Here is a 19,111-nt window from a genome sequence, read left to right as displayed (position 1 = left end):
TGTAGAATGGGTTGCAACCCTGCGGGCTTTTGTCAAATAAGGCGCAAACCCCGCCCATCCTCGAAAGGGACCGCTCATGTACCGCGTCTGGAACTTCCTCAGTGAGTATTCCATCCTCTTGATTGCTGGGGCGCTGATTGCGCTGATCTGGGCGAATACCGATTACGCGAGCTATCACCATCTGATCGAATTGACCCTGTGGGATCACGCGCCGATTGGTCATCTGCATGACGGGCATCGCACGCTGACGCTGCATTATCTGATCAATGACGTGCTGATGGCGCTGTTCTTTGCCATCGCGGGTAAGGAGGTTTGGGAAGCGGTGATCCTCAAGGACGGGTCGCTGCGTGGCAAGAAATCCCTGACCCCGCTGATCGCGACCTCCGGCGGGATGTTTGGCCCGATTGCGGTTTACCTTGGCCTTGCGCTCCTGATGGGGTCGGACACGTTCAGCGCGGTGCAAAACGGCTGGGCCGTGCCGACGGCGACCGATATCGCGTTCTCCTATCTTGTTGGGCGGCTGGTGTTTGGTGCGGGGCATCCGGCGGTCGGGTTCCTGCTGTTGCTGGCGATTGCGGATGACGCGGCGGGCCTGATCATTCTGGCGATCTTCTATCCCACTGGCGATCTGGCACCGGAATGGCTGCTGATGTCCTTTGGCGTCGCCTTTGCCGTGTTCGTGCTGTTCAACTGGCTGCCGCGGCGGCTGGATCGCGGCAAGCAGGATCGCCCGAATTCCACTGCCGTGCGCAAAGCGCTGGGCGGCTTGCCCTATATCGTTGCGGGCTGTGTCAGCTGGTATGGTTTCATGCGCGCGGGCATCCACCCGGCGCTGGGCCTTTTGCCAGTGATCCCGATCATTCCCCATGCGGACCGCGCCTTTGGCATCTTTTCCGAGGCGGAGACGCATCTGCATGACATGCTCAACACGCTGGAGCATGCGCTGAAATCCCCGGTTGAGGTGATCCTGTTCATGTTTGGTCTGGCGAATGCGGGCATTGCCCTGTCGGCCATTGGCGATGCGACGTGGCTCGTGCTGGCTGGTCTCTTTATCGGCAAGCCCTTTGGCATCCTGTTCATGGGGTGGCTGGCGGCGCGGCCCATGGGGCTTGGCCTGCCGGATGGGATGCGGGTTGCGGACCTGTTCGTGCTGGGCACTGTGGCCGGGATCGGCTTTACCGTGTCGCTGTTCGTGGCGGGTGTCGCCTTTGAAGGTGGGGCGGTGCAGGACGCGGCGAAGATGGGTGCGCTCTTTAGCTTCGGCGCGGCGATCCTTGCCTTTATCGCGGGCAAAATGCTGCGCGTGCAGAAGCGAGAGCTGTAAAATCAGCAGGGCGCGGCGGATTTCCGCCGCGTTCATGCGCTGTTTACCCTTTTCACGCCACATATCTGTGCGCAAATAGCGGGCACATGCATTTGGGGCAAATGAGCAGCGCATGATCGAGTTTCGCAATGTGAGCAAATCGTTCTGGACCGGGGAGCGCCGCAAGGTGATCCTCGATCGGGCGTCGTTCCGGGTGACGCTGGGCAAATCCTTGGGCATCCTTGCGCCCAATGGCACCGGCAAATCCACGCTGATCTCAATGATGGCCGGGCTGATCAAGCCGGATGAGGGGCAGATTTTGCGCACCTCCCGCATCTCGTTCCCGATGGGGTTCACGGGGGTGATGGATACGGGCCTGTCCGGGGCGGAGAATGCACGTTTCGCCGCGCGGTTCTATGGCGTTGATCCAGATTATGTGGAGGCATTCTGCCGGTGGCTCTGCGATATCGACGAATATTTCGACCAGCCGACCAGCACCTATTCGTCCGGCATGTCGGGGCGTCTGTCGCTATCGCTGATGCTATCGCTGGAATTCGACATCTTTCTGGTGGATGAGGGCATGCCCACCACGGCCTCCGCCGAGTTTGTACAAAAGGCCGGGGCGATCCTGCGTCAGCGGCTGGAACACGCGACCCTTGTGATGGTCTCGCATAATCCGCAACAATTGCGTAGGTTCTGTGAGAGTGCCGCAGTGCTGCGCAATGGGAGGCTGTATTTCTTCGACACGCTCGAAGAGGCAAGCCAGATGTACGAATATGACCGACGATTCGACTAAAAAACCTGATCAGGGGCAAACACCCGAAGCCGATCCCCCGCAGGAGGAAACGCAACCGGAAACGCCCCCGATGACGCGCCGTGAGCGCCGCCGTGCCCGACGGCTGGCGATGGAGGCGGAGCGTGCGAAGGCCGAGGCGGAGGAGGAAAACCTCACGCCCGAGGAAAAAGCCGCCAAACAGGACGAAATCGCCGCGACCCGGCCCAAACGCCGACGCGATGTGATGGCCGCCGCCCGGCAAAGCGCGCGCGCGATGGAAGAGGTCAGCGATGCGCAGGATCAAGACGATCCGCCCAAACGCAGCGAGACCAAACAATTCCTTGTGCCGCACAAACAGACCTCGCCGGCCAAGACTGAGCCGAAGAAAAGCATGCCCTACACCTTCACGGAGGAGGAGCGGGAAGCAGAGATTGCCGAGATTCAGCGCGATCTCGTCAAACGCCGCCGCCGCCGCTGGATGCTGTTATGGCTCAGGCTCGCGTTTTTCATCGCGCTGCCGACATTTCTGGTGGGCAATTTCTTTTATAATCACGCAACGCCGCTCTATTCCTCCAAATCCGCCTTTGTGATCGAGCGCGCCTCTGGCCCGGCGGCGCTGGGCGGGGGGGGATTGTTTACGGGCACCAGTTTTGCCACGTCGCGCGAATCCATCGCGGTGCAGGATTTTCTGGTGTCGCTGGAGGCGATGCGCATTCTCGATTCCGATCTGGATGTGATCGACGCCTATTCGGATCCCCGGATCGACCCGATCCAGCGCCTTGCGGCCGATGCGTCTGAGAGTGACATCTACAGCATCTATCGGGACCGGGTTCTGGTCGGGTTTGACACGACGGAGGGCATTATCCGGCTGGAGGTCATCGCGCCCAATCCCGAGCTGTCCTCGGCCATGTCGCTGCGGCTGATCGAATTGGCCGAATTCCGCGTCGCGCAAATGTCCGACCGCAACCGTGCCGATGCGCTGCGCACCACCGAAGAGGCAGTGGAGGATGCGCGCCGCGCGCTTGATGAGGCCGAAGAGCGGGTTTTGCAATTGCAGGAGGCACAGGGCATTTTCAGTGCGGAAATCGAATTGAGCCTCGTGCAATCGACCATCTCCTCTCTCACCGCGATGTTGGAGGAAAAGCGGCTGGAGCTTGCCGCGCTCAATGACAACACACGGCCAAATGCGGCGCAGGTCCGCATCGTCGAAAATGAAATCGCGCGGATCGAAACCTCCATCGCGGAGCAGCGCGCGCGGATCGTGAACGCATCGGCAGAGCAGACATCGCTGGCCCGGCAGGGGGCGGAGTTGGAGCGCGCGCAGGCCAATGCCGAACTTGCCCGCGTGATCCTGACCGGAGCCATTCAAAGCCGCGAAATCGCCCGGCAGGAGGCCAATCAACAGGCGCTCTATCTGTCGATGGTGGTCAACCCGGTGGAGCCGCAAGTGGCCAGCTATCCGCGCAAGTTTGAATACACGGCCTTGGCTTTCGTGATCTTTTTCGCCATCTACATGATGGCATCGCTGACCATCTCCATCCTGCGCGAACAGATGGCCTACGGCACCACGACCTGACCGGCACTGAGAGGACATTTTTCATGGCATCTGCCCGCACCATCGCCCTTGGCGATCTGACCATCGCGAATGACCGCCCGCTGACATTGATCGCGGGGCCATGCCAGTTGGAAAGCCGCGATCACGCCCTGATGCTGGCCGAGCAGGTTCAAAAAGCCTGCGTGGCAGAGGGGGCGGGCTTCATCTTCAAGGGCAGTTTCGACAAGGCGAACCGCACCTCCCTGAGCGGAAAGCGCGGCATCGGGATGGACGAAGGCTTGCGCATTCTGGCCGATGTGCGCGACGCGCTCGGCTGCCCCGTGATCACCGATGTCCATACGGAGGCGCAATGCGCCACCGTGGGGGAAGTCGTGGACGTGCTGCAAATCCCCGCTTTTCTATGCCGTCAGACCGACCTTCTGCTTGCCGCCGGGAAAACGGGCCGCGCGATCAATATCAAAAAGGGGCAATTCCTCGCGCCATGGGACATGACGAATGTTGCGGCGAAACTGGCCAGCACCGGCAATGAAAACATCATGCTGTGTGAGCGCGGCACCAGCTTTGGCTATAACACCCTCGTGGCGGATATGCGCAGCCTGCCCACAATGGCGCGCACGGGCTATCCGGTGGTGATGGACGCGACCCATTCGGTGCAGCAGCCCGGCGGGCAGGGCGGCTCCTCTGGGGGACAACGCGAATTTGCGCCAGTGATGGCGCGGGCCGCCGTGGCGCTTGGTGTCGCTGCCGTGTTCATTGAAACCCATGAGGACCCGGATAACGCGCCATCTGACGGGCCAAACATGATCCCGGTGGATCAGATGCCCGCGCTGATTGCCGATCTGATGGCCTTTGACCGCTTGGCCAAGGCGCATCCGCTGACCGTCTAATCCCCCGGCCCAAACCCGAGCGTCATCGCCCCCAGCACACCGACCATCGCGGCCACCGCCGTGAGGAACACGCCCCATGCCGTGTCGGAAAAAACCATGTGCCATTTCCACCCTTCAATGGTCGCCATATTGGTCAATTCATAGGTCATGTAAGCGAAAAAGCCGATAGCCGCGCCGCGAATGGCGGCCTCCACCAGCGATTCCGACTGCAACGCGGGATAGGCCGCAAAGGCCACAATCCCCGCCGCATACATCAGGTAGAACGCGATCGCGGAGGCAGCGTCGGGCGTCTGCCTCAGGATGCTGCCGACCTCTTTCTTGAAGGCGGGGGTGGTGACGTTGCTCAACCAGATGAGGTCGCATAATACGAATACGACGAGCACGATGCCAAACAGGACGGCGAGTGTCATGACCATATGCGGCGCTGCCTTTTTTCTTCTCGCGTTTCTATTCACTACGGATCATGCCTCCTAAACGCCCCCAAAAGCCCTTTCGTTCCGCAAAGAGTGTAATGGGGGGAGAGGCCATGCCATCGGTCAGAAACCCCGCATAGCCGTCACTGCCATCAGACAGCGTCGCGCGCAGCACGATTGGGCCAAGGGACGCGTCCCACGCAAATTGCGGCATGACTGGCCCGTCAGGGACCGCACGCAGATGCAGGACGCTGTCGCGGGCAAGCGCGATGTCACCCGTTTCGGGCACGTCGATCCGCTCCAGCGCCAAGCTGATCCGGGTGTCGCCCTCCGTGAGGGTGATCAGCGCGGGCATATCTCGCTCCCCGGACCTCAAGCGCGCGATCAGCGCATCGGGCGGCAGCGCGCGCAGCGTCATATAGGCTTCGGCCTCGGGTGCGGTGGTGCTGTCGGTATGCTCCGGCCCGATCCCCGCGAGAATCGCTTCGAGGTTTACGACGATGTCCAGCGTGATTTCGGCGCGGCCATCTTCCTCAATACCGCGAATATCCGCGATGGAGGGGCGCAGTTCATGCGCTTGGGCCGCCGCAGCTATTCCCAAAACTCCAACGAAAATCAATGCCCTGATCATGCCCGCCCGGTCCCTTCAAGTTTAGCTAAAATCGAACCTAACCTTTGTTTGGAAAAAGGGTAGCCGTTTACCCTCGTGAAAGATTCTCCCGCGATTGTGACCCCCGATGAAACCGAGCCTAACAGGGGGCGGATTGTGAGCGATCAGGAAACAGAGCCATTGGTGCTACCCGCCCGCGTGCGGTTTGGCGAGGCGGAACAGCTATTGGCGGACATTGCAGCCCACCCGGCGGAGGCCCCGCTGGTTATTGACGCATCAGACGTGGAGCAGATGACCTCCGCTGCCGTGATTGCGCTTCTTTCGGGGATTTCGGGGCGGGGCGATGCGTCTCAGGTCGCCATCGCGAATGCTGCCCCCGATTTTGTCGATGCGTTCAATGATCTCGGTCTGTTTCGGGAAATGATGAAAATGGAGTTTCGGACATGAGCCTGATCCTTGCTGTCGATGATACCCGCGCCCTGCGAAATATGCTCGTCTCTTGCCTGCGCGGGGCAGGGCATGAGGTGATCGAAGCCGCTGACGGGCAGGAAGCCCTGTCGCAACTGCGTAAACATCGCCCCGATATGGTGATCACTGATCTGAACATGCCGGTGATGAATGGCCTCGATTTCATCGAAAATGCCCGCGCCGCACCCGAAGGGCGCACGCTGCCCATGGTGTTGCTGACCACGGAAACCGCGCCAGAGTTGAAACAGCGCGCGCGCGAGGTGAAAGCGACCGGCTGGATCGCCAAGCCTTTCGATCCCGATCAGATCCTCGGCCTTGTTGAGCAACTGGCTTAAGGAGCAGCCCGATGTCGGATGATGATGATTTCAAGGCGCTCTTTTTTGCGGAATGCGCGGAACTGCTGACCGACCTTCAGGATCACCTTGGCACTTTGAGTGACGGGGATGGGGATGCCGAAACGGTGAACGCCGCGTTCCGCGCTGTCCACTCGGTCAAAGGCGGGGCGGCAGCATTTGGCTTCAACGACCTGACGGGCTTTGCCCATGAATTCGAAACGGTGATGGACCGGTGCCGTTCGGGCGCCCTGTCGATCACGCCGGATCTGTGCCTGACCCTGATGCGGTCGGGCGACGTGATGGAACTGCTGGTTGAGTCCGCACGCGATGGCACGAAACCCACCGACCCATTGATCGAACGGGTGCTCTCCGAACTCAGCGACTGGCTGGAGGAAGGGGGCAGCACCGCGCGCAAAGCCGCCGCGCCCGCCCCCGACATGGAAGAGCCCGCCATCCCGACCGATGACCGGGAGGTCACCATCACCATTGCCCCGCTTGAGGATTTCTTCTCCAGCGGGCAGGACATTCGCCGCATCGTCAAGGCCGCGCGCGATTTCGGCCCCACGGACGTAACCTGCAAAGGCACCGTCCCGCCGCCCGATGACGGCCCGCTGACGGCCTGCGGATTGGTCTGGACGCTCACGATCACCACCAATGCGCCTCCATCCAAACTTGAGGAATTCGTGTCCTTCTACGAGTTGACTGCCGATGTCACGCTCGACGATGAGGCACCCGCACCTCCCGATCCCGTGGAGGAGCTGGAGCCGCCCGCCCTCCATGAGCCGGAGCAAGAGGCAGCCGCACCAAAAGCGGCCGAAGCCTCAAGCCGTGCCGTGCAGAAATCCCTCCGCGTGGAACTTTCGCGGATCGACCGCTTGGTCAATCTGGTCGGGGAAATTGTGATTACACAGGCCGCACTCGCGCAGGAAATCGCGGATATTGAGGCGCGTCTCGATATGGAAATCCCCCATTCCATGGAGGAGATGGCCCGCCAGACGCGCGACTTGCAAGAAAGCGTCATGGCGATCCGCGCCCAGCCCATCAAATCCGTCTTTAGCCGGATGCCACGGATCGTGCGCGACCTTGCCGATAAGCTGGGCAAGGATGTGCGCCTGTCCCTCTCCGGCGAGGGGACGGAAGTGGACACGACCGTGATCGAGGAATTGGCCGAGCCGCTGACACACATGCTGCGCAACTCCATGGATCACGGAATTGAACCGCCCGATATCCGCACCGCCGCGGGCAAGCCTGCCGAAGGCACCATCGAACTGTCCGCTGAACATCGCGGCGAGCGGGTTCTCATTCGCCTGTCCGACGATGGGCGCGGCGTGGACCGGGAGCGCGTGCTGGCCAAGGCCATTGAGAAGGGTCTCGTGTCCCCCGATGATCAGCTTCAACCCGAAGAGATTGACCAGCTTATCTTCCATCCCGGCTTTTCCACCGCAGCGGTGCTGTCGGATGTCTCCGGTCGGGGCGTCGGCATGGATGTGGTGAAGAAAAAGATCCAGTCGCTCGGCGGGCGCTGCACTTTGCAAAGCACACCTGGCGAAGGGACGGTGTTTCTCATCACGCTGCCCCTCACGCTCGCGGTGCTTGATGGGATGACGATCCGCGTTAATGACGACAGGTACATTCTGCCCCTATCCACAGTGGTCGAAGCGTTGCGCGTGCGCGATTGCAAGATCGAAACCCTGCCAGACGGGGGGCAGATCCTCGCGCGGCGGGAGGGGTATATCCGGCTGATCTCTGTCCGCAACGCGCTCGATATCCCCAATACCGGCACGGATCAGCCCGAGGATATGGCCATCGTCATCGATACGGAAACCGAAGGCCATGTGGCCCTGCTCGTCGATGAATTGATCGGCCAGCGGCAGGTCGTCCTCAAGAGCATCGAGGCGAATTTCAAGCAGATTGATGGCGTGTCTGGTGCCACGATCCTTGGGGATGGCCGTGTGGCCCTGATCCTCGATGTATCGGCCCTCGCGGGGCTAAACCGCCAGCGCTCTGCACAACGCCCGGTCCTCACCCCTGTTTCTCAAGAATTGGAGCATGTCGCATGAAAGACCATTCCTCTGCTGCCGCCGAAGGTGAAGCCATGACATCGCAATACATCTCTTTCCTGGTTGGGGATCGTTTCTACGGCGTGGACATCATGCGCGTGCGGGAAATCAAACAATGGACCCCAACAACGGGCCTGCCCAACCAGCCGCCCTATACCCGTGGGGTGCTGAACCTGCGCGGCACGATCGTGCCCGTGCATGATCTGCGGGCGCGGTTCGGTGGCCCGGTGACGGAAGCGACCGACACCCATGTGATCGTGATCGTCCGCATTGGAGAACAGATCGTCGGCGTGCTCGTCGATGCCGTTTCGGACATTCTGACGGTGGCGTCGGGTGATATCCTGCCCGTGCCGAGCAGTATGTCGGATGTGGATTCAAAATCGCTCTCGGGTTTGGTGAACACCGAAACGGGCATGGTTGCCCTCCTTGACCTTGAGGGCCTGTTCCGCACTGACATTTCGACCGCCGCATGACCGCAATCGCCCAAAAGCAGGCGCCGGACAGCGGTAAGGCCGAATACACCCTGACCGACGCGCATTTCTCGCGCATTGTGTCACTGGTGTCGCGCCATACTGGCATCGTGATCAAGGCGCATAAGCGCCAGATGATCTATGCCCGGCTCAGTCGCCGCTTGAGGGCGCTGAACCTACCGGATTTTGACAGCTATCTGAGCCTCTTGGAGGGTGATGCGCGCGGCAGTGAAGTGACGCATTTCATCAACGCGGTCACGACGAACCTCACCAGCTTTTTCCGCGAGGATCACCATTTCGAGGATCTGGTGAGCGAGGTGGCGCCACGCCTGTTGCAGCCCAACACGCGTGGCCGGATCTGGTCCGCGGGATGCTCTTTGGGCGATGAGCCCTATACGATCGCGATGTCGCTGCATGCCGCCGCGAATGGCCGTCCTCCGCAGGATTTGAAGATTCTGGCGACGGATATCGACACAAACGTTCTGGCCCGTGCGGCGCGCGGGCATGTCCCGAAGGACCGGATCGGTCGCGTCCCTGCGCGGTACACCTCCTATTTTCGCAAAGTTGACGACGACACCGTGGAGATCGACGCAAAGCTCAAACCGATGATCCGGTTTCTCCCCCTCAATCTTCTCCAACAATGGCCGATGAAGGGGCGCTTTGATGTCATTTTTTGTCGCAACGTGCTGATTTATTTCGATGAAAAGACAAAGGCTGGGCTGGTGGACCGATTTGTTGAGGCGCTTCATCCCGGCGGGACATTGTATCTGGGCCATTCGGAATCCCTTCTGACCCCGCATCCGCAACTCCGCTCTCTCGGCCGCACCATTTACCGAAAGCATGATGCATGACACAGGCGCTCAAAACCCATCCTTATTTCGATGCCCGCATCGGGATGCCGGTTCATACCGTTTTGCCTGGAGACCATCTGGTGCTGCAAAATGAGGATGCCGCGATCATGACCCTGCTGGGCTCTTGTGTGGCGGCCTGCATCCGCGATCCGCTCAGCGGTGCGGGCGGGTTGAACCACTTTCTGTTGCCCGATGGTGGCAGCGGGACGGGCGCGTCGGCGCGCTATGGTGTTCATGCGATGGAATTGCTGATCAACGCCCTCTTGCGCCGTGGCAGCGCCCGCGGTGATCTGGAGGCGAAGGTGTTTGGCGGTGGCAATGTCATGGATACCGCCGCGACCAACACGATTGGCGCACGCAATGCCGAATTTGTGCGCCGTTTCCTCAAGGATGAAGGGATCAAGCTGGTGGCTGAAGACCTCGGCGGGTCACATGCGCGCAGGGTTGTCTACATCCCCAAAACCGGCCGAACCCGGGTTCAGGTGATCGCCGGGGCTGGCGCACGCAGAGCGGGCGAGGCGGAGCGGTCGCTTGAGCGGCAGATCAGCCAACGGCCCCGCAAACCCCAAGCAATCGAACTCTTCTGACCGGAGGCGAGCATGATCCGCGTACTTATTGTCGATGACAGCCGCCTGATGCGCAGCATGATCCGGCAGGCCCTATCGTCCTGCCCCGATATCGATGTGGTGGCAGAGGCCCCTGATCCACACAGCGCGCGCCAGTTGATCAAAGATCTCAATCCGGATGTTTTGACCCTTGATGTCGAAATGCCCGGAATGGACGGCATCACTTTCTTGCAAAAGATCATGGATCTGCGCCCGATGCCGGTCATCATGGTTTCCACCCTCACGGATCAGGGCACGGACACGGCGATCGCCGCGATGGAACTCGGGGCCGTCGATGCGGTGCCCAAGCCGGGTGGCAATCTGAGCCTTCCCGGATTTGGCCGGCTCTTGGCGGATCGCATCCGAATGGCGGCCAAGGCGAGCGTGCGCAGGCAAGCGGCCCCGCCGCCGCAGCCGCAGGCGGGTGTCCTCCCGAAGGTTGACGTGATCGCCATCGGGGCCTCCACTGGGGGGGTGTCGGCCATCGGGGCCGTTTTGCAACATATCCCGCCCGATGCACCCCCTGTGGTGATCGTCCAGCATATGCCGGAGGCCTATACGGGTCGGTTTGCTGACCGGCTGGATAAACAACTCCGCGTGCATGTGTCCGAGGCGCAGGATGGTGAAACATTGCGTCCGGGTACGGTGCGCATTGCCCCTGGCGGGGCGCATCTGCGGTTCCGAAAGACGGAGGCGGGTTTGCGCACGCGCCTTGAACAATCCGCGCCCGTGTCAGGGCACTGCCCCTCGGTCGATGTGATGTTCCATGCGCTGGCCGAAACGGGTGTGAAATGCCGTGCCGCGTTGCTCACCGGGATGGGCCGGGACGGGGCCGATGGCTTGCTGCGCCTTTATCGCGCAGGCCATACTTGCCTGGTGCAGGACAAGGCGTCTTGCGTCGTGTTCGGGATGCCGCGGGTGGCCATCGAATTGGGTGCTGCCAGCGAAATTCTGCCCCTCGATCATCTGGGCGCCCGCCTGTTTACCAAATCACAAGATCGTGCGCGCCATACTGCACGCGCATCGTAACCCAAGTATCAGGAGAATCCGTATGCCAGCGGCCAAATCGCTCAAAATCCTCGTGGTCGATGACCAGCAAACGATGCGCGGTCTTGCGCGGCAATGTCTTATGCGGCTGGGGATCGCGGATGTCTCTCTTGCGGCAAGCGGGGAGGCGGCCCTTGATTCCATGATGGAAAAACAGTTCGACCTCGTGATTTCCGATCTCAACATGCCCGGATTGAGCGGGGTCGAGCTTGCGCAAAAGATCAAGGCGCATCCCGTCCTTCAAAAAACGCCGGTCTTCCTCGCCACGTCGGACGCGTATCGTGATCAGGCGGATGAAACGGTCGATCAATTCGTCGCAAAACCGTTCAGCGTCGCCGATATGCGCGGCGCATTGGAAAACCAATTGGGGGAGCTGACCTGAGCCCAGCGCCCATAATTTTACCAATTGATAAAAAATAAATCCTGTGTAACGCTTCCTGAAACAGATCAGGAGGTGCAAGCACATGACGGCCAGCCAGCATCAATCTGGGATCCAGCCCGCGCGGCTGGATCCCGACACTCTCGCGCAGAATTTTGACGATGTGCAGCCCCCCCTTGATGGGCATGAGGCGGCGGTTGCGGCGGATCGGTGCTATTTCTGCCATGACGCGCCCTGCATCACCGCCTGCCCCACGGATATCGACATCCCCCTTTTCATCCGCCAAATCGCCACTGGCACGCCAGACGCGGCCGCGCGCACGATTTTTGAGCAGAACATTCTGGGCGGCATGTGCGCGCGCGTTTGCCCGACCGAACAATTATGCGAAGAAGCCTGCGTGCGGGAGGCCGCCGAGGGAAAACCGGTTGAGATTGGCCGCCTGCAACGCTTCGCCACGGACACGCTGATGGCGCGCGGCGACCATCCCTTTACACGCGCTGAACCGACCGGAAAGACAATCGCCGTGATCGGCGCGGGGCCTGCGGGCCTCGCCTGCGCGCACCGTCTGGCGATGCATGGTCATGACGTTGTCATCCATGATGCGCGACCCAAACCGGGCGGCCTGAACGAATACGGGATCGCTGCATACAAGACCGTCGCGAATTTCGCGCAGGCGGAGGTCGATTGGCTGATGAAAATCGGCGGCATCACGTTGGAGCATAACAGCGCCCTAGGCCGGGACATCACGCTGGAGGCGCTTCAGTCGGGATATGACGCGGTGTTCCTCGGTATCGGCTTGGGGGGTGTGAATGCGCTGGGCCTTGAGGGAGACGACAAATCGGGCGTCCGCCCCGCCACGGATTTCATCGCGGAATTGCGGCAGGCCGACGACCTGACGACCGTGCCCGTCGGGCGCCATGTCGTCGTGATCGGCGGCGGGATGACCGCGATTGACGCGGGCGTGCAATCCAAATTGCTGGGCGCGCAGGATGTCACCATCGTCTATCGCCGGGGCAAATCCGCGATGAGCGCATCGGGCCACGAACAGGACCACGCCGCCCAAAACGGCGTGCGCATCCTGCACAACGCGGCACCGGTCAAACTCCATGGGAACGGCAAGATCGACGCGGTCGAATTTGCCTATACCGAAGCGACCGAGCAGGGCCTCACCCTGTCGGAAGAGACGTTCACCTTGCCCGCCGATCAGGTGTTCACCGCCATCGGGCAAACGCTGGCGACAGATGCGGGCCTGACGCTGGAGCGCGGCAAGATCGCCGTCACCGGCGCGGGCCGAACCAGCCTTTCGGACGTCTGGGCAGGGGGGGATTGCGCCACCGGGGGTGACGATCTGACCGTAACGGCGGTCGCCGAAGGGCGCGACGCCGCTGAAGACATCCACGCCACCTTGATGAAGGGAGCCTGAGCCATGGCCGATCTGCGTACTGATTTCGTCGGGATCAAATCCCCCAATCCGTTCTGGCTCGCCTCCGCCCCGCCGACGGACAAGGAATACAATGTCCGCCGCGCGTTTGAGGCCGGATGGGGTGGCGTTGTGTGGAAAACCCTCGGGTCGGAAGGCCCGCCCGTGGTCAACGTGAACGGCCCGCGCTATGGCGCGATCTGGGGCGCGGACCGGCGGCTTTTGGGTCTCAACAACATCGAACTGATCACCGACCGCCCGCTTGAGGTGAACCTGCGGGAAATGAAAACGATCAAGCGGGATTTCCCGGACCGCGCGCTCATCGCGTCCATTATGGTCCCCTGTGAGGAGGAAGCCTGGCGCGCGATCCTGCCCCATGTGGAGGATACGGGCGCTGACGGGATCGAGCTCAATTTCGGCTGCCCCCACGGCATGAGCGAGCGGGGCATGGGCGCCGCCGTCGGTCAGGTGCCCGAATATATCGAAATGGTCACCCGCTGGTGCAAGCAATACACCCGGATGCCCGTGATCGTGAAGCTAACGCCAAACATCACCGATATCCGCTATCCGGCGCGTGCGGCGCATGCGGGCGGCGCGGATGCCGTGAGCCTTATCAACACGATCAGTTCCATCACCTCCGTCAACCTTGATGATTTCAGCCCGGAGCCGAGCATCGACGGCAAAGGCTCCCATGGCGGCTATTGCGGCCCGGCGGTCAAACCCATCGCGCTCAACATGGTGGCAGAGATCGCGCGCGATGCGGAGACACGCGGCCTGCCCATCTCCGGCATTGGTGGGGTGACGACATGGCGCGATGCGGCGGAATTCATCGCACTTGGCTGTGGCAATGTGCAGGTTTGCACGGCGGCGATGACCTATGGCTTTAAGATTGTTCAGGAAATGATCTCTGGCCTGTCCAATTACATGGATCAAAAAGGCTATGCCGGGATCGAGGATTTCCGGGGTCGCGCGGTGCCGAATGTCACGGATTGGCAATATCTGAACCTCAATTACGTGACCAAGGCGCGGATCAATCAGGACGATTGCATCAAATGTGGGCGCTGTTATGCGGCCTGTGAGGATACGTCGCATCAGGCGATCAGCATGTCCGAGGATCGCGTGTTCGACGTGATTGATGAGGAATGCGTGGCCTGTAATCTGTGCGTCAATGTCTGCCCGGTGGAGAATTGCATCACGATGGAGCGGCTGCCCGCAGGCACCGTCGATCCGCGCACGGGCCGCACGGTCAGCGACACGCCCTCCAACTGGACAGAGCATCCGAACAACCCGTCCAACGTCGCTGCGGAGTGACAGGGCCTGACATGAAACAGCAGGAGCATCGGGGCCATGCCGCGATGCTCCTTTTTGCCATTCTGGTGGCAGGCTCGTTCAGCCTTGGCGGGAAGGTCGCCAATATGGTGGACCCGGCGGCGCTGACGGCGGTGCGTTTTCTGATCGCGGCCTGTGTGATCGGCGCGCTGGCGCAGGGCGTTATTGGCCTCAAAAGCGCGCAATTCCACGCGCCGTGGCGCTACGCTGTCTTGGGCGGGCTGTTCTGCATCTATTTCGTGACGATGTTCGAGGGGCTGAAAACCGCAGCCCCCGTTTCCGCCGCCGCCGTGTTCACGCTCACACCGATCATGGCGGCAGGTTTCGGCTGGCTCTTGATGCGCCAGATCACGACGCCGCGCATGGCGCTGGCGCTGACCCTAGGCGGGTGCGGGGCGCTTTGGGTGATTTTTCGCGGCGATGTGGGGGCATTGCTCGCGTTTGATGTGGGCCGGGGGGAGGTGATCTTTTTCTTCGGCTGCGTGGCCCACGCGCTTTATGCCCCGATGGTGCCACGGTTGAACCGGGGGGAGCCGCCCTTGGTGTTCACCTTTGGGATGCTGGTGGCCGGGTGCATCATGCTGATGATTTATTCCGCGCCGGATCTGGTGGCGACGGACTGGGCTGCTTTGCCACCGATTTTCTGGATCACGCTGGCCTATCTGTCGATCTGCGCGAGTGCGGTAACGTTCCTGTTGGTGCAATACGCCGCCCTGCGCCTGAAATCCGCGAAAGTCATGGCCTATACCTACCTCACACCCAGCGTCGTGATCCTGTGGGAGGGTGCGCTGGGGCAGGGGTGGCCTGCGGCCAGCGTGGCGCTTGGCACGTTGGCGACGGCCGCCGCGCTACTACTGCTGCTGAAGCAATAGCGTCAGACCGTAGGGGTGCGCCGCACGCGCGGATATTTTGGGGAATTGATTTAGCGCGGGTCCAGCCCGGCAAAAAACAACTGCTCAAGGAATTGCGCGGCATCATGAAACCGGGCCTCATCATCCCGGCCCAGAACGGCACGCACCTGCACGTCGAAATCGGCATAATGCTGCGTGGTCGCCCAGATCGCGAAGATCAGGTGATACGGATCCACCTTGGCGATTTTGCCCTCCGCCATCCACGCGCGCAGGATCGTGACCTTTTCATCCACCAAGGCGCGCAGGGGACCGGCCAATTCATCCCCGATGCGCGGCGCGCCCTGAAGGATTTCGTTGGCGAAAAGGCGGCTTTCGCGCGGGTAATCGCGGGCCATTTCCAACTTGCGAAAGATATAGGCGCGTATTTCGGCACGCGCGTCGCCCTTTGGGTTCAACTCCCGCAGCGGGTCAAGCCATGTGTCAAGGAGCCGAGCAAGAAGCTGCGCATGGATCGCCTCTTTCCCTTCGAAATAATAAAGCAGGTTCGGCTTCGATATCCCCGCCCGCTCCGCGATCTGATCAAGGGTGGAGCCGCGAAAGCCAAACGCCGCGAACACGTCCAGCGCCGCTTCAAGGATCAGTTCCCGTTTTTCCCGCTGGATGCGGGTTTGGGGGGCAGTGGCGTCTTTCATGGGCGCTCCGAAACTGCGGCAGGACAAGTCACTTGACTGGCCTATTCCCTGTGCTAGCGTCTTTTAACCAATTGGTCAAAAGACCATTTTCTGCGGCCCACCGAAGGAGGCAGCGATGTCTGATCGCAAACCCACTGCACCCAATGATCTGTCTGCCTTCTGGATGCCCTTTACCGCAAACCGGCAGTTCAAGAAAAGCCCCCGTATGTTCGTGGCCGCCGAAGGCATGCATTACACCACCGCCGAGGGGCGCAAGGTGCTTGATGGGACCGCCGGGCTATGGTGCTGCAACGCGGGGCACAAACGCCCGAAAATCGTGGAGGCGATCCAGCAGCAGGCCGCTGAATTGGATTACGCACCCGCGTTCCAGATGGGCCATCCCAAGGCGTTTGAACTGGCCAACCGGCTTGTCGGGATCGCGCCGGAGCCGATGGAGCATGTGTTCTTCACCAATTCCGGGTCTGAGAGTGTGGAGACCGCGCTCAAGATCGCGATTGCCTATCACCGCGCGCGCGGCGATGCGAGCCGCACGCGCCTGATCGGGCGGGAGCGCGGCTATCACGGGGTGAATTTCGGCGGCATCTCTGTTGGGGGTATCGTCAACAACCGCAAGCATTTCGGCGCCCTTCTGACCGGTGTCGATCACCTGCCGCACACCCATATCCCCGAAAACCAGTTCACCCGTGGCCAGCCAGAGCATGGCGCGACCCTCGCCGATGATCTGGAGCGGATTTGCGCGCTCCATGATCCCAGCACCATCGCCGCCGTGATCGTTGAGCCGATGGCAGGCTCCACCGGCGTGCTGATCCCGCCCAAAGGATACCTCCAACGGCTGCGCGATATCTGCTCCAAGCATGGGATTTTGCTGATCTTTGACGAGGTGATCACCGGCTTTGGCCGCATCGGCGGGGCCTTCGCGGCAGAAACCTTCGATGTGATGCCCGACATGATCACCTGCGCCAAGGGGCTGACCAATGGCGTTATCCCGATGGGCGCGGTTCTGACCACCGCCGACATCCATGACGCGTTCATGACCGGGCCGGAGAACCTGATCGAATTGTTCCACGGCTATACCTATTCGGGCAATCCGATCGCGTCTGCCGCCGGGATCGCGACGCTGGAAACCTATGCCGAGGAAGGGCTGTTCGACCGCGCACATGACCTTGGCCAGTATTGGGAGGATGCGGTGCATTCCTTGCGCGGCCTGCCCCATGTGATCGACTGCCGCAACCTTGGCCTGATCGCCGGGATCGAATTGGAGCCGATGGCCGGCAAACCCACCGCGCGCGCGTTCGAGGCGTTCCTGCGCTGCTATGACAAAGGCGTCTTGATCCGCACGACGGGCGATATCATTGCGCTCTCCCCGCCGCTCATCATCGAGAAATCCCATATTGACGAGTTGTTCGGGACCATCGCGGATGTGTTGAAAGACCTGCCATGACCCGCCCCGCCGCCACCGCCACCCAGCAAATCGACGATGCGCGCGTCCGTGTGACCCGCTTCGATTTCGCACCGGGGGCGGAGACGGGCTGGCACAAGCACGGCATGGATTACGTCATCACCACGCTCACCGATTGCCATATGCTGTTGGAGGAGCCCGGCGGCGCCACCCGCCGCACCCTCATCCCCGCAGGCACCACCTATCGCCGCGAAGAGGGGGTAGAGCACAATGTCATCAATGACGGGGACGCGCCCATGTCCTTCGTCGAAGTGGAACTCAAATAAGGAATTCGCCCATGTCCGCGCCCGGAGCCAACCTCAAGATCAACGCCGACCGCCTGTGGGATAGCCTGATGGAGATGGCCAAGATCGGCCCCGGCGTCGCGGGCGGCAACAACCGCCAAACCGTGACGGATGAGGATGCGGAAGGGCGCGCCCTGTTCCAGAAATGGTGCGAGGACGCGGGCATGACCATGGGCGTCGATACGATGGGCACTATGTTCATGCGGCGCGAGGGCACGGACCCGGACGCGCTCCCCGTTTATGTCGGCTCTCACCTTGATACGCAGCCGACGGGCGGGAAATATGACGGGGTTCTCGGCGTGCTTGGCGGGCTTGAGATCATCCGCACGATGAATGACCTCGGGATCAAGACGAAACACCCGATTGTGGTCACCAACTGGACGAATGAGGAGGGCACCCGCTTCGCCCCCGCGATGCTGGCCTCTGGCGTGTTTGCGGGCATGCACACGCAGGACTGGGCCTATGCCAAAACGGATGCGGAGGGCAAAACCTTCGGTGATGAGTTGGCCCGGATCGGCTGGAAAGGCGATGAGGAAGTGGGCGCGCGCAAAATGCATGCCTTCTTTGAACTGCATATCGAACAGGGCCCGATTCTGGAGGCTGAGGGCGTCGATATCGGCGTCGTCACCCATGGGCAGGGCCTTAGCTGGACGCAAATCACCGTGACGGGCAAGGACGCCCATACCGGCTCCACCCCCATGCCGATGCGCAAGAATGCGGGGCTGTGCATGGCGCGCATCCTTGATCTGGTGGATGAGATCGCATGGTCCCACGCACCCCACGCCGTGGGGGCTGCGGGTCATATCGACGTCTATCCCAATTCCCGCAACGTGATCCCCGGAAAGGTCGTGTTCACTGTCGATTTCCGCTCCCCCGATCTCGCGGTGATCGAGGATATGGAGGCGAAACTGCGCGATGGCGCCGAACAGATTGCGGACACGATGGGGATGGAGATCGCGTTTGAGAAGGTCGGCGGCTTTGACCCCGTAGAGTTTGACGAAGGCTGCGTAAGGGCCGTGCGCAACGCGGCTGAACGCCTTGGCCTGTCGCATATGGACATCATCTCCGGCGCGGGCCACGACGCCTGCTGGATCAACCGCGTCGCCCCCACAGCGATGGTCATGTGCCCCTGCGTCGATGGCCTGTCGCACAACGAGGCCGAAGAAATCACAAAGGAATGGGCCGAAGCGGGGGCCAACGTGCTGATGCACGCGGTCATTGAGACGGCGGAAATCGTCTGATGCTGCGCACCGACCTTAGGCCAGTGCCCGACCTGGAGGGGGCGAAGCGCCCTCCGTCATGCCAAGAGCAAGCCGTC

At 61.4% G+C, this 19,111-nt stretch carries 21 protein-coding genes; 18 read left to right on the top strand and 3 right to left on the bottom strand.

Annotated elements, in window-relative coordinates; translation table 11 throughout:
* Nucleotides 1-76 precede the first annotated feature (76 nt).
* From FHS89_RS13400 to kdsA, 4 genes are all read left to right on the top strand, one after another.
* Nucleotides 77-1,324, top strand: coding sequence for a Na+/H+ antiporter NhaA (locus tag FHS89_RS13400; protein ID WP_184012502.1), 1,248 nt, complete (start codon nt 77-79; stop codon nt 1,322-1,324).
* Between the two features lie 112 nt (nt 1,325-1,436).
* Nucleotides 1,437-2,099, top strand: a complete 663-nt coding sequence (locus FHS89_RS13395) for an ABC transporter ATP-binding protein (RefSeq protein WP_184012500.1) — start codon at nt 1,437-1,439, stop codon at nt 2,097-2,099.
* Entirely contained in the window at nt 2,080-3,654 is a 1,575-nt protein-coding gene (locus FHS89_RS13390; protein WP_184012498.1) for a KpsE/RkpR family capsule polysaccharide export protein, read from the top strand. Before FHS89_RS13395 ends, FHS89_RS13390 begins: the two co-directional genes overlap by 20 nt.
* A 23-nt stretch (nt 3,655-3,677) precedes the next feature.
* Nucleotides 3,678-4,520 (top strand): 3-deoxy-8-phosphooctulonate synthase, encoded by an 843-nt coding sequence (gene kdsA / locus FHS89_RS13385; RefSeq protein WP_184012496.1) that lies wholly within the window; start codon nt 3,678-3,680, stop codon nt 4,518-4,520.
* On the opposite strand, the gene FHS89_RS13380 is transcribed toward kdsA, so the two are convergent.
* Nucleotides 4,517-4,930 (bottom strand): DUF2177 family protein, encoded by a 414-nt coding sequence (locus tag FHS89_RS13380; RefSeq protein WP_184012494.1) that lies wholly within the window; start codon nt 4,928-4,930, stop codon nt 4,517-4,519. The two genes, kdsA and FHS89_RS13380, sit on opposite strands and share 4 nt — an antisense overlap.
* A 37-nt stretch (nt 4,931-4,967) precedes the next feature.
* The gene (locus FHS89_RS13375; protein ID WP_184012492.1) at nt 4,968-5,564 is read right to left on the bottom strand and encodes a hypothetical protein; all 597 of its coding nucleotides are present in this window, start codon (nt 5,562-5,564) and stop codon (nt 4,968-4,970) included.
* Between the two features lie 75 nt (nt 5,565-5,639).
* Here FHS89_RS13375 and FHS89_RS16320 point away from each other — a divergent pair, with 75 nt between their 5' ends.
* From FHS89_RS16320 to FHS89_RS13320, 11 genes are all read left to right on the top strand, one after another.
* Complete coding sequence (locus FHS89_RS16320; protein ID WP_184012490.1) at nt 5,640-5,990, top strand: STAS domain-containing protein; 351 nt, start codon at nt 5,640-5,642, stop codon at nt 5,988-5,990.
* A complete protein-coding gene (locus tag FHS89_RS13365; protein ID WP_184012488.1) occupies nt 5,987-6,346 on the top strand; it encodes a response regulator in 360 nt (119 codons plus the stop codon). Before FHS89_RS16320 ends, FHS89_RS13365 begins: the two co-directional genes overlap by 4 nt.
* Nucleotides 6,347-6,357: 11 nt before the next feature.
* Nucleotides 6,358-8,406: a chemotaxis protein CheA gene (locus FHS89_RS13360; protein WP_184012485.1), complete on the top strand. Its 2,049-nt coding sequence runs from the start codon at nt 6,358-6,360 to the stop codon at nt 8,404-8,406.
* The gene (locus tag FHS89_RS13355) at nt 8,403-8,879 is read left to right on the top strand and encodes a chemotaxis protein CheW (RefSeq protein WP_221229445.1); all 477 of its coding nucleotides are present in this window, start codon (nt 8,403-8,405) and stop codon (nt 8,877-8,879) included. Before FHS89_RS13360 ends, FHS89_RS13355 begins: the two co-directional genes overlap by 4 nt.
* Nucleotides 8,876-9,727, top strand: coding sequence for a CheR family methyltransferase (locus FHS89_RS13350; RefSeq protein ID WP_184012483.1), 852 nt, complete (start codon nt 8,876-8,878; stop codon nt 9,725-9,727). The genes FHS89_RS13355 and FHS89_RS13350 overlap by 4 nt, the downstream gene beginning before the upstream one ends.
* The gene (locus tag FHS89_RS13345; protein WP_221229444.1) at nt 9,724-10,314 is read left to right on the top strand and encodes a chemotaxis protein CheD; all 591 of its coding nucleotides are present in this window, start codon (nt 9,724-9,726) and stop codon (nt 10,312-10,314) included. Before FHS89_RS13350 ends, FHS89_RS13345 begins: the two co-directional genes overlap by 4 nt.
* Nucleotides 10,315-10,326: 12 nt before the next feature.
* Entirely contained in the window at nt 10,327-11,361 is a 1,035-nt protein-coding gene (locus tag FHS89_RS13340; protein WP_184012481.1) for a protein-glutamate methylesterase/protein-glutamine glutaminase, read from the top strand.
* A 22-nt stretch (nt 11,362-11,383) separates the two neighbouring features.
* Nucleotides 11,384-11,761: a response regulator gene (locus FHS89_RS13335; protein WP_184012479.1), complete on the top strand. Its 378-nt coding sequence runs from the start codon at nt 11,384-11,386 to the stop codon at nt 11,759-11,761.
* Between the two features lie 82 nt (nt 11,762-11,843).
* On the top strand, nt 11,844-13,181 hold the full coding sequence (locus tag FHS89_RS13330; protein WP_184012477.1) for an NAD(P)-dependent oxidoreductase: 1,338 nt from the start codon (nt 11,844-11,846) through the stop codon (nt 13,179-13,181).
* A gap of 3 nt (nt 13,182-13,184) precedes the next feature.
* Nucleotides 13,185-14,489, top strand: a complete 1,305-nt coding sequence (preA, locus tag FHS89_RS13325) for an NAD-dependent dihydropyrimidine dehydrogenase subunit PreA (protein WP_184012475.1) — start codon at nt 13,185-13,187, stop codon at nt 14,487-14,489.
* An 11-nt stretch (nt 14,490-14,500) separates the two neighbouring features.
* Nucleotides 14,501-15,379 carry a DMT family transporter gene (locus FHS89_RS13320; RefSeq protein WP_184012473.1) on the top strand — a complete coding sequence of 293 codons (879 nt, stop codon included), beginning with the start codon at nt 14,501-14,503 and terminating at the stop codon, nt 15,377-15,379.
* A 50-nt stretch (nt 15,380-15,429) separates the two neighbouring features.
* Here FHS89_RS13320 and FHS89_RS13315 read toward each other — a convergent pair whose 3' ends face one another.
* Nucleotides 15,430-16,050, bottom strand: a complete 621-nt coding sequence (locus tag FHS89_RS13315; protein ID WP_184012471.1) for a TetR family transcriptional regulator C-terminal domain-containing protein — start codon at nt 16,048-16,050, stop codon at nt 15,430-15,432.
* Between the two features lie 115 nt (nt 16,051-16,165).
* Here FHS89_RS13315 and aptA point away from each other — a divergent pair, with 115 nt between their 5' ends.
* The 3 genes from aptA to FHS89_RS13300 are packed head-to-tail and all read left to right on the top strand — an operon-like array spanning nt 16,166 to nt 19,034.
* Nucleotides 16,166-17,491, top strand: a complete 1,326-nt coding sequence (aptA, locus tag FHS89_RS13310) for an omega-aminotransferase AptA (protein ID WP_184012469.1) — start codon at nt 16,166-16,168, stop codon at nt 17,489-17,491.
* Nucleotides 17,488-17,775, top strand: a complete 288-nt coding sequence (locus FHS89_RS13305; RefSeq protein WP_184012467.1) for a cupin domain-containing protein — start codon at nt 17,488-17,490, stop codon at nt 17,773-17,775. Before aptA ends, FHS89_RS13305 begins: the two co-directional genes overlap by 4 nt.
* Nucleotides 17,776-17,786: 11 nt before the next feature.
* Nucleotides 17,787-19,034 (top strand): Zn-dependent hydrolase, encoded by a 1,248-nt coding sequence (locus tag FHS89_RS13300; RefSeq protein ID WP_184012465.1) that lies wholly within the window; start codon nt 17,787-17,789, stop codon nt 19,032-19,034.
* The last annotated feature ends 77 nt before the right edge of the window (nt 19,035-19,111 follow it).

The sequence above is a fragment of the Rubricella aquisinus genome, assembly GCF_014199445.1.
Lineage (GTDB): Bacteria > Pseudomonadota > Alphaproteobacteria > Rhodobacterales > Rhodobacteraceae > Rubricella > Rubricella aquisinus.
Note: the sequence above shows the minus strand (reverse complement) of the source record. Positions and strands in the feature narration are given on the sequence as shown.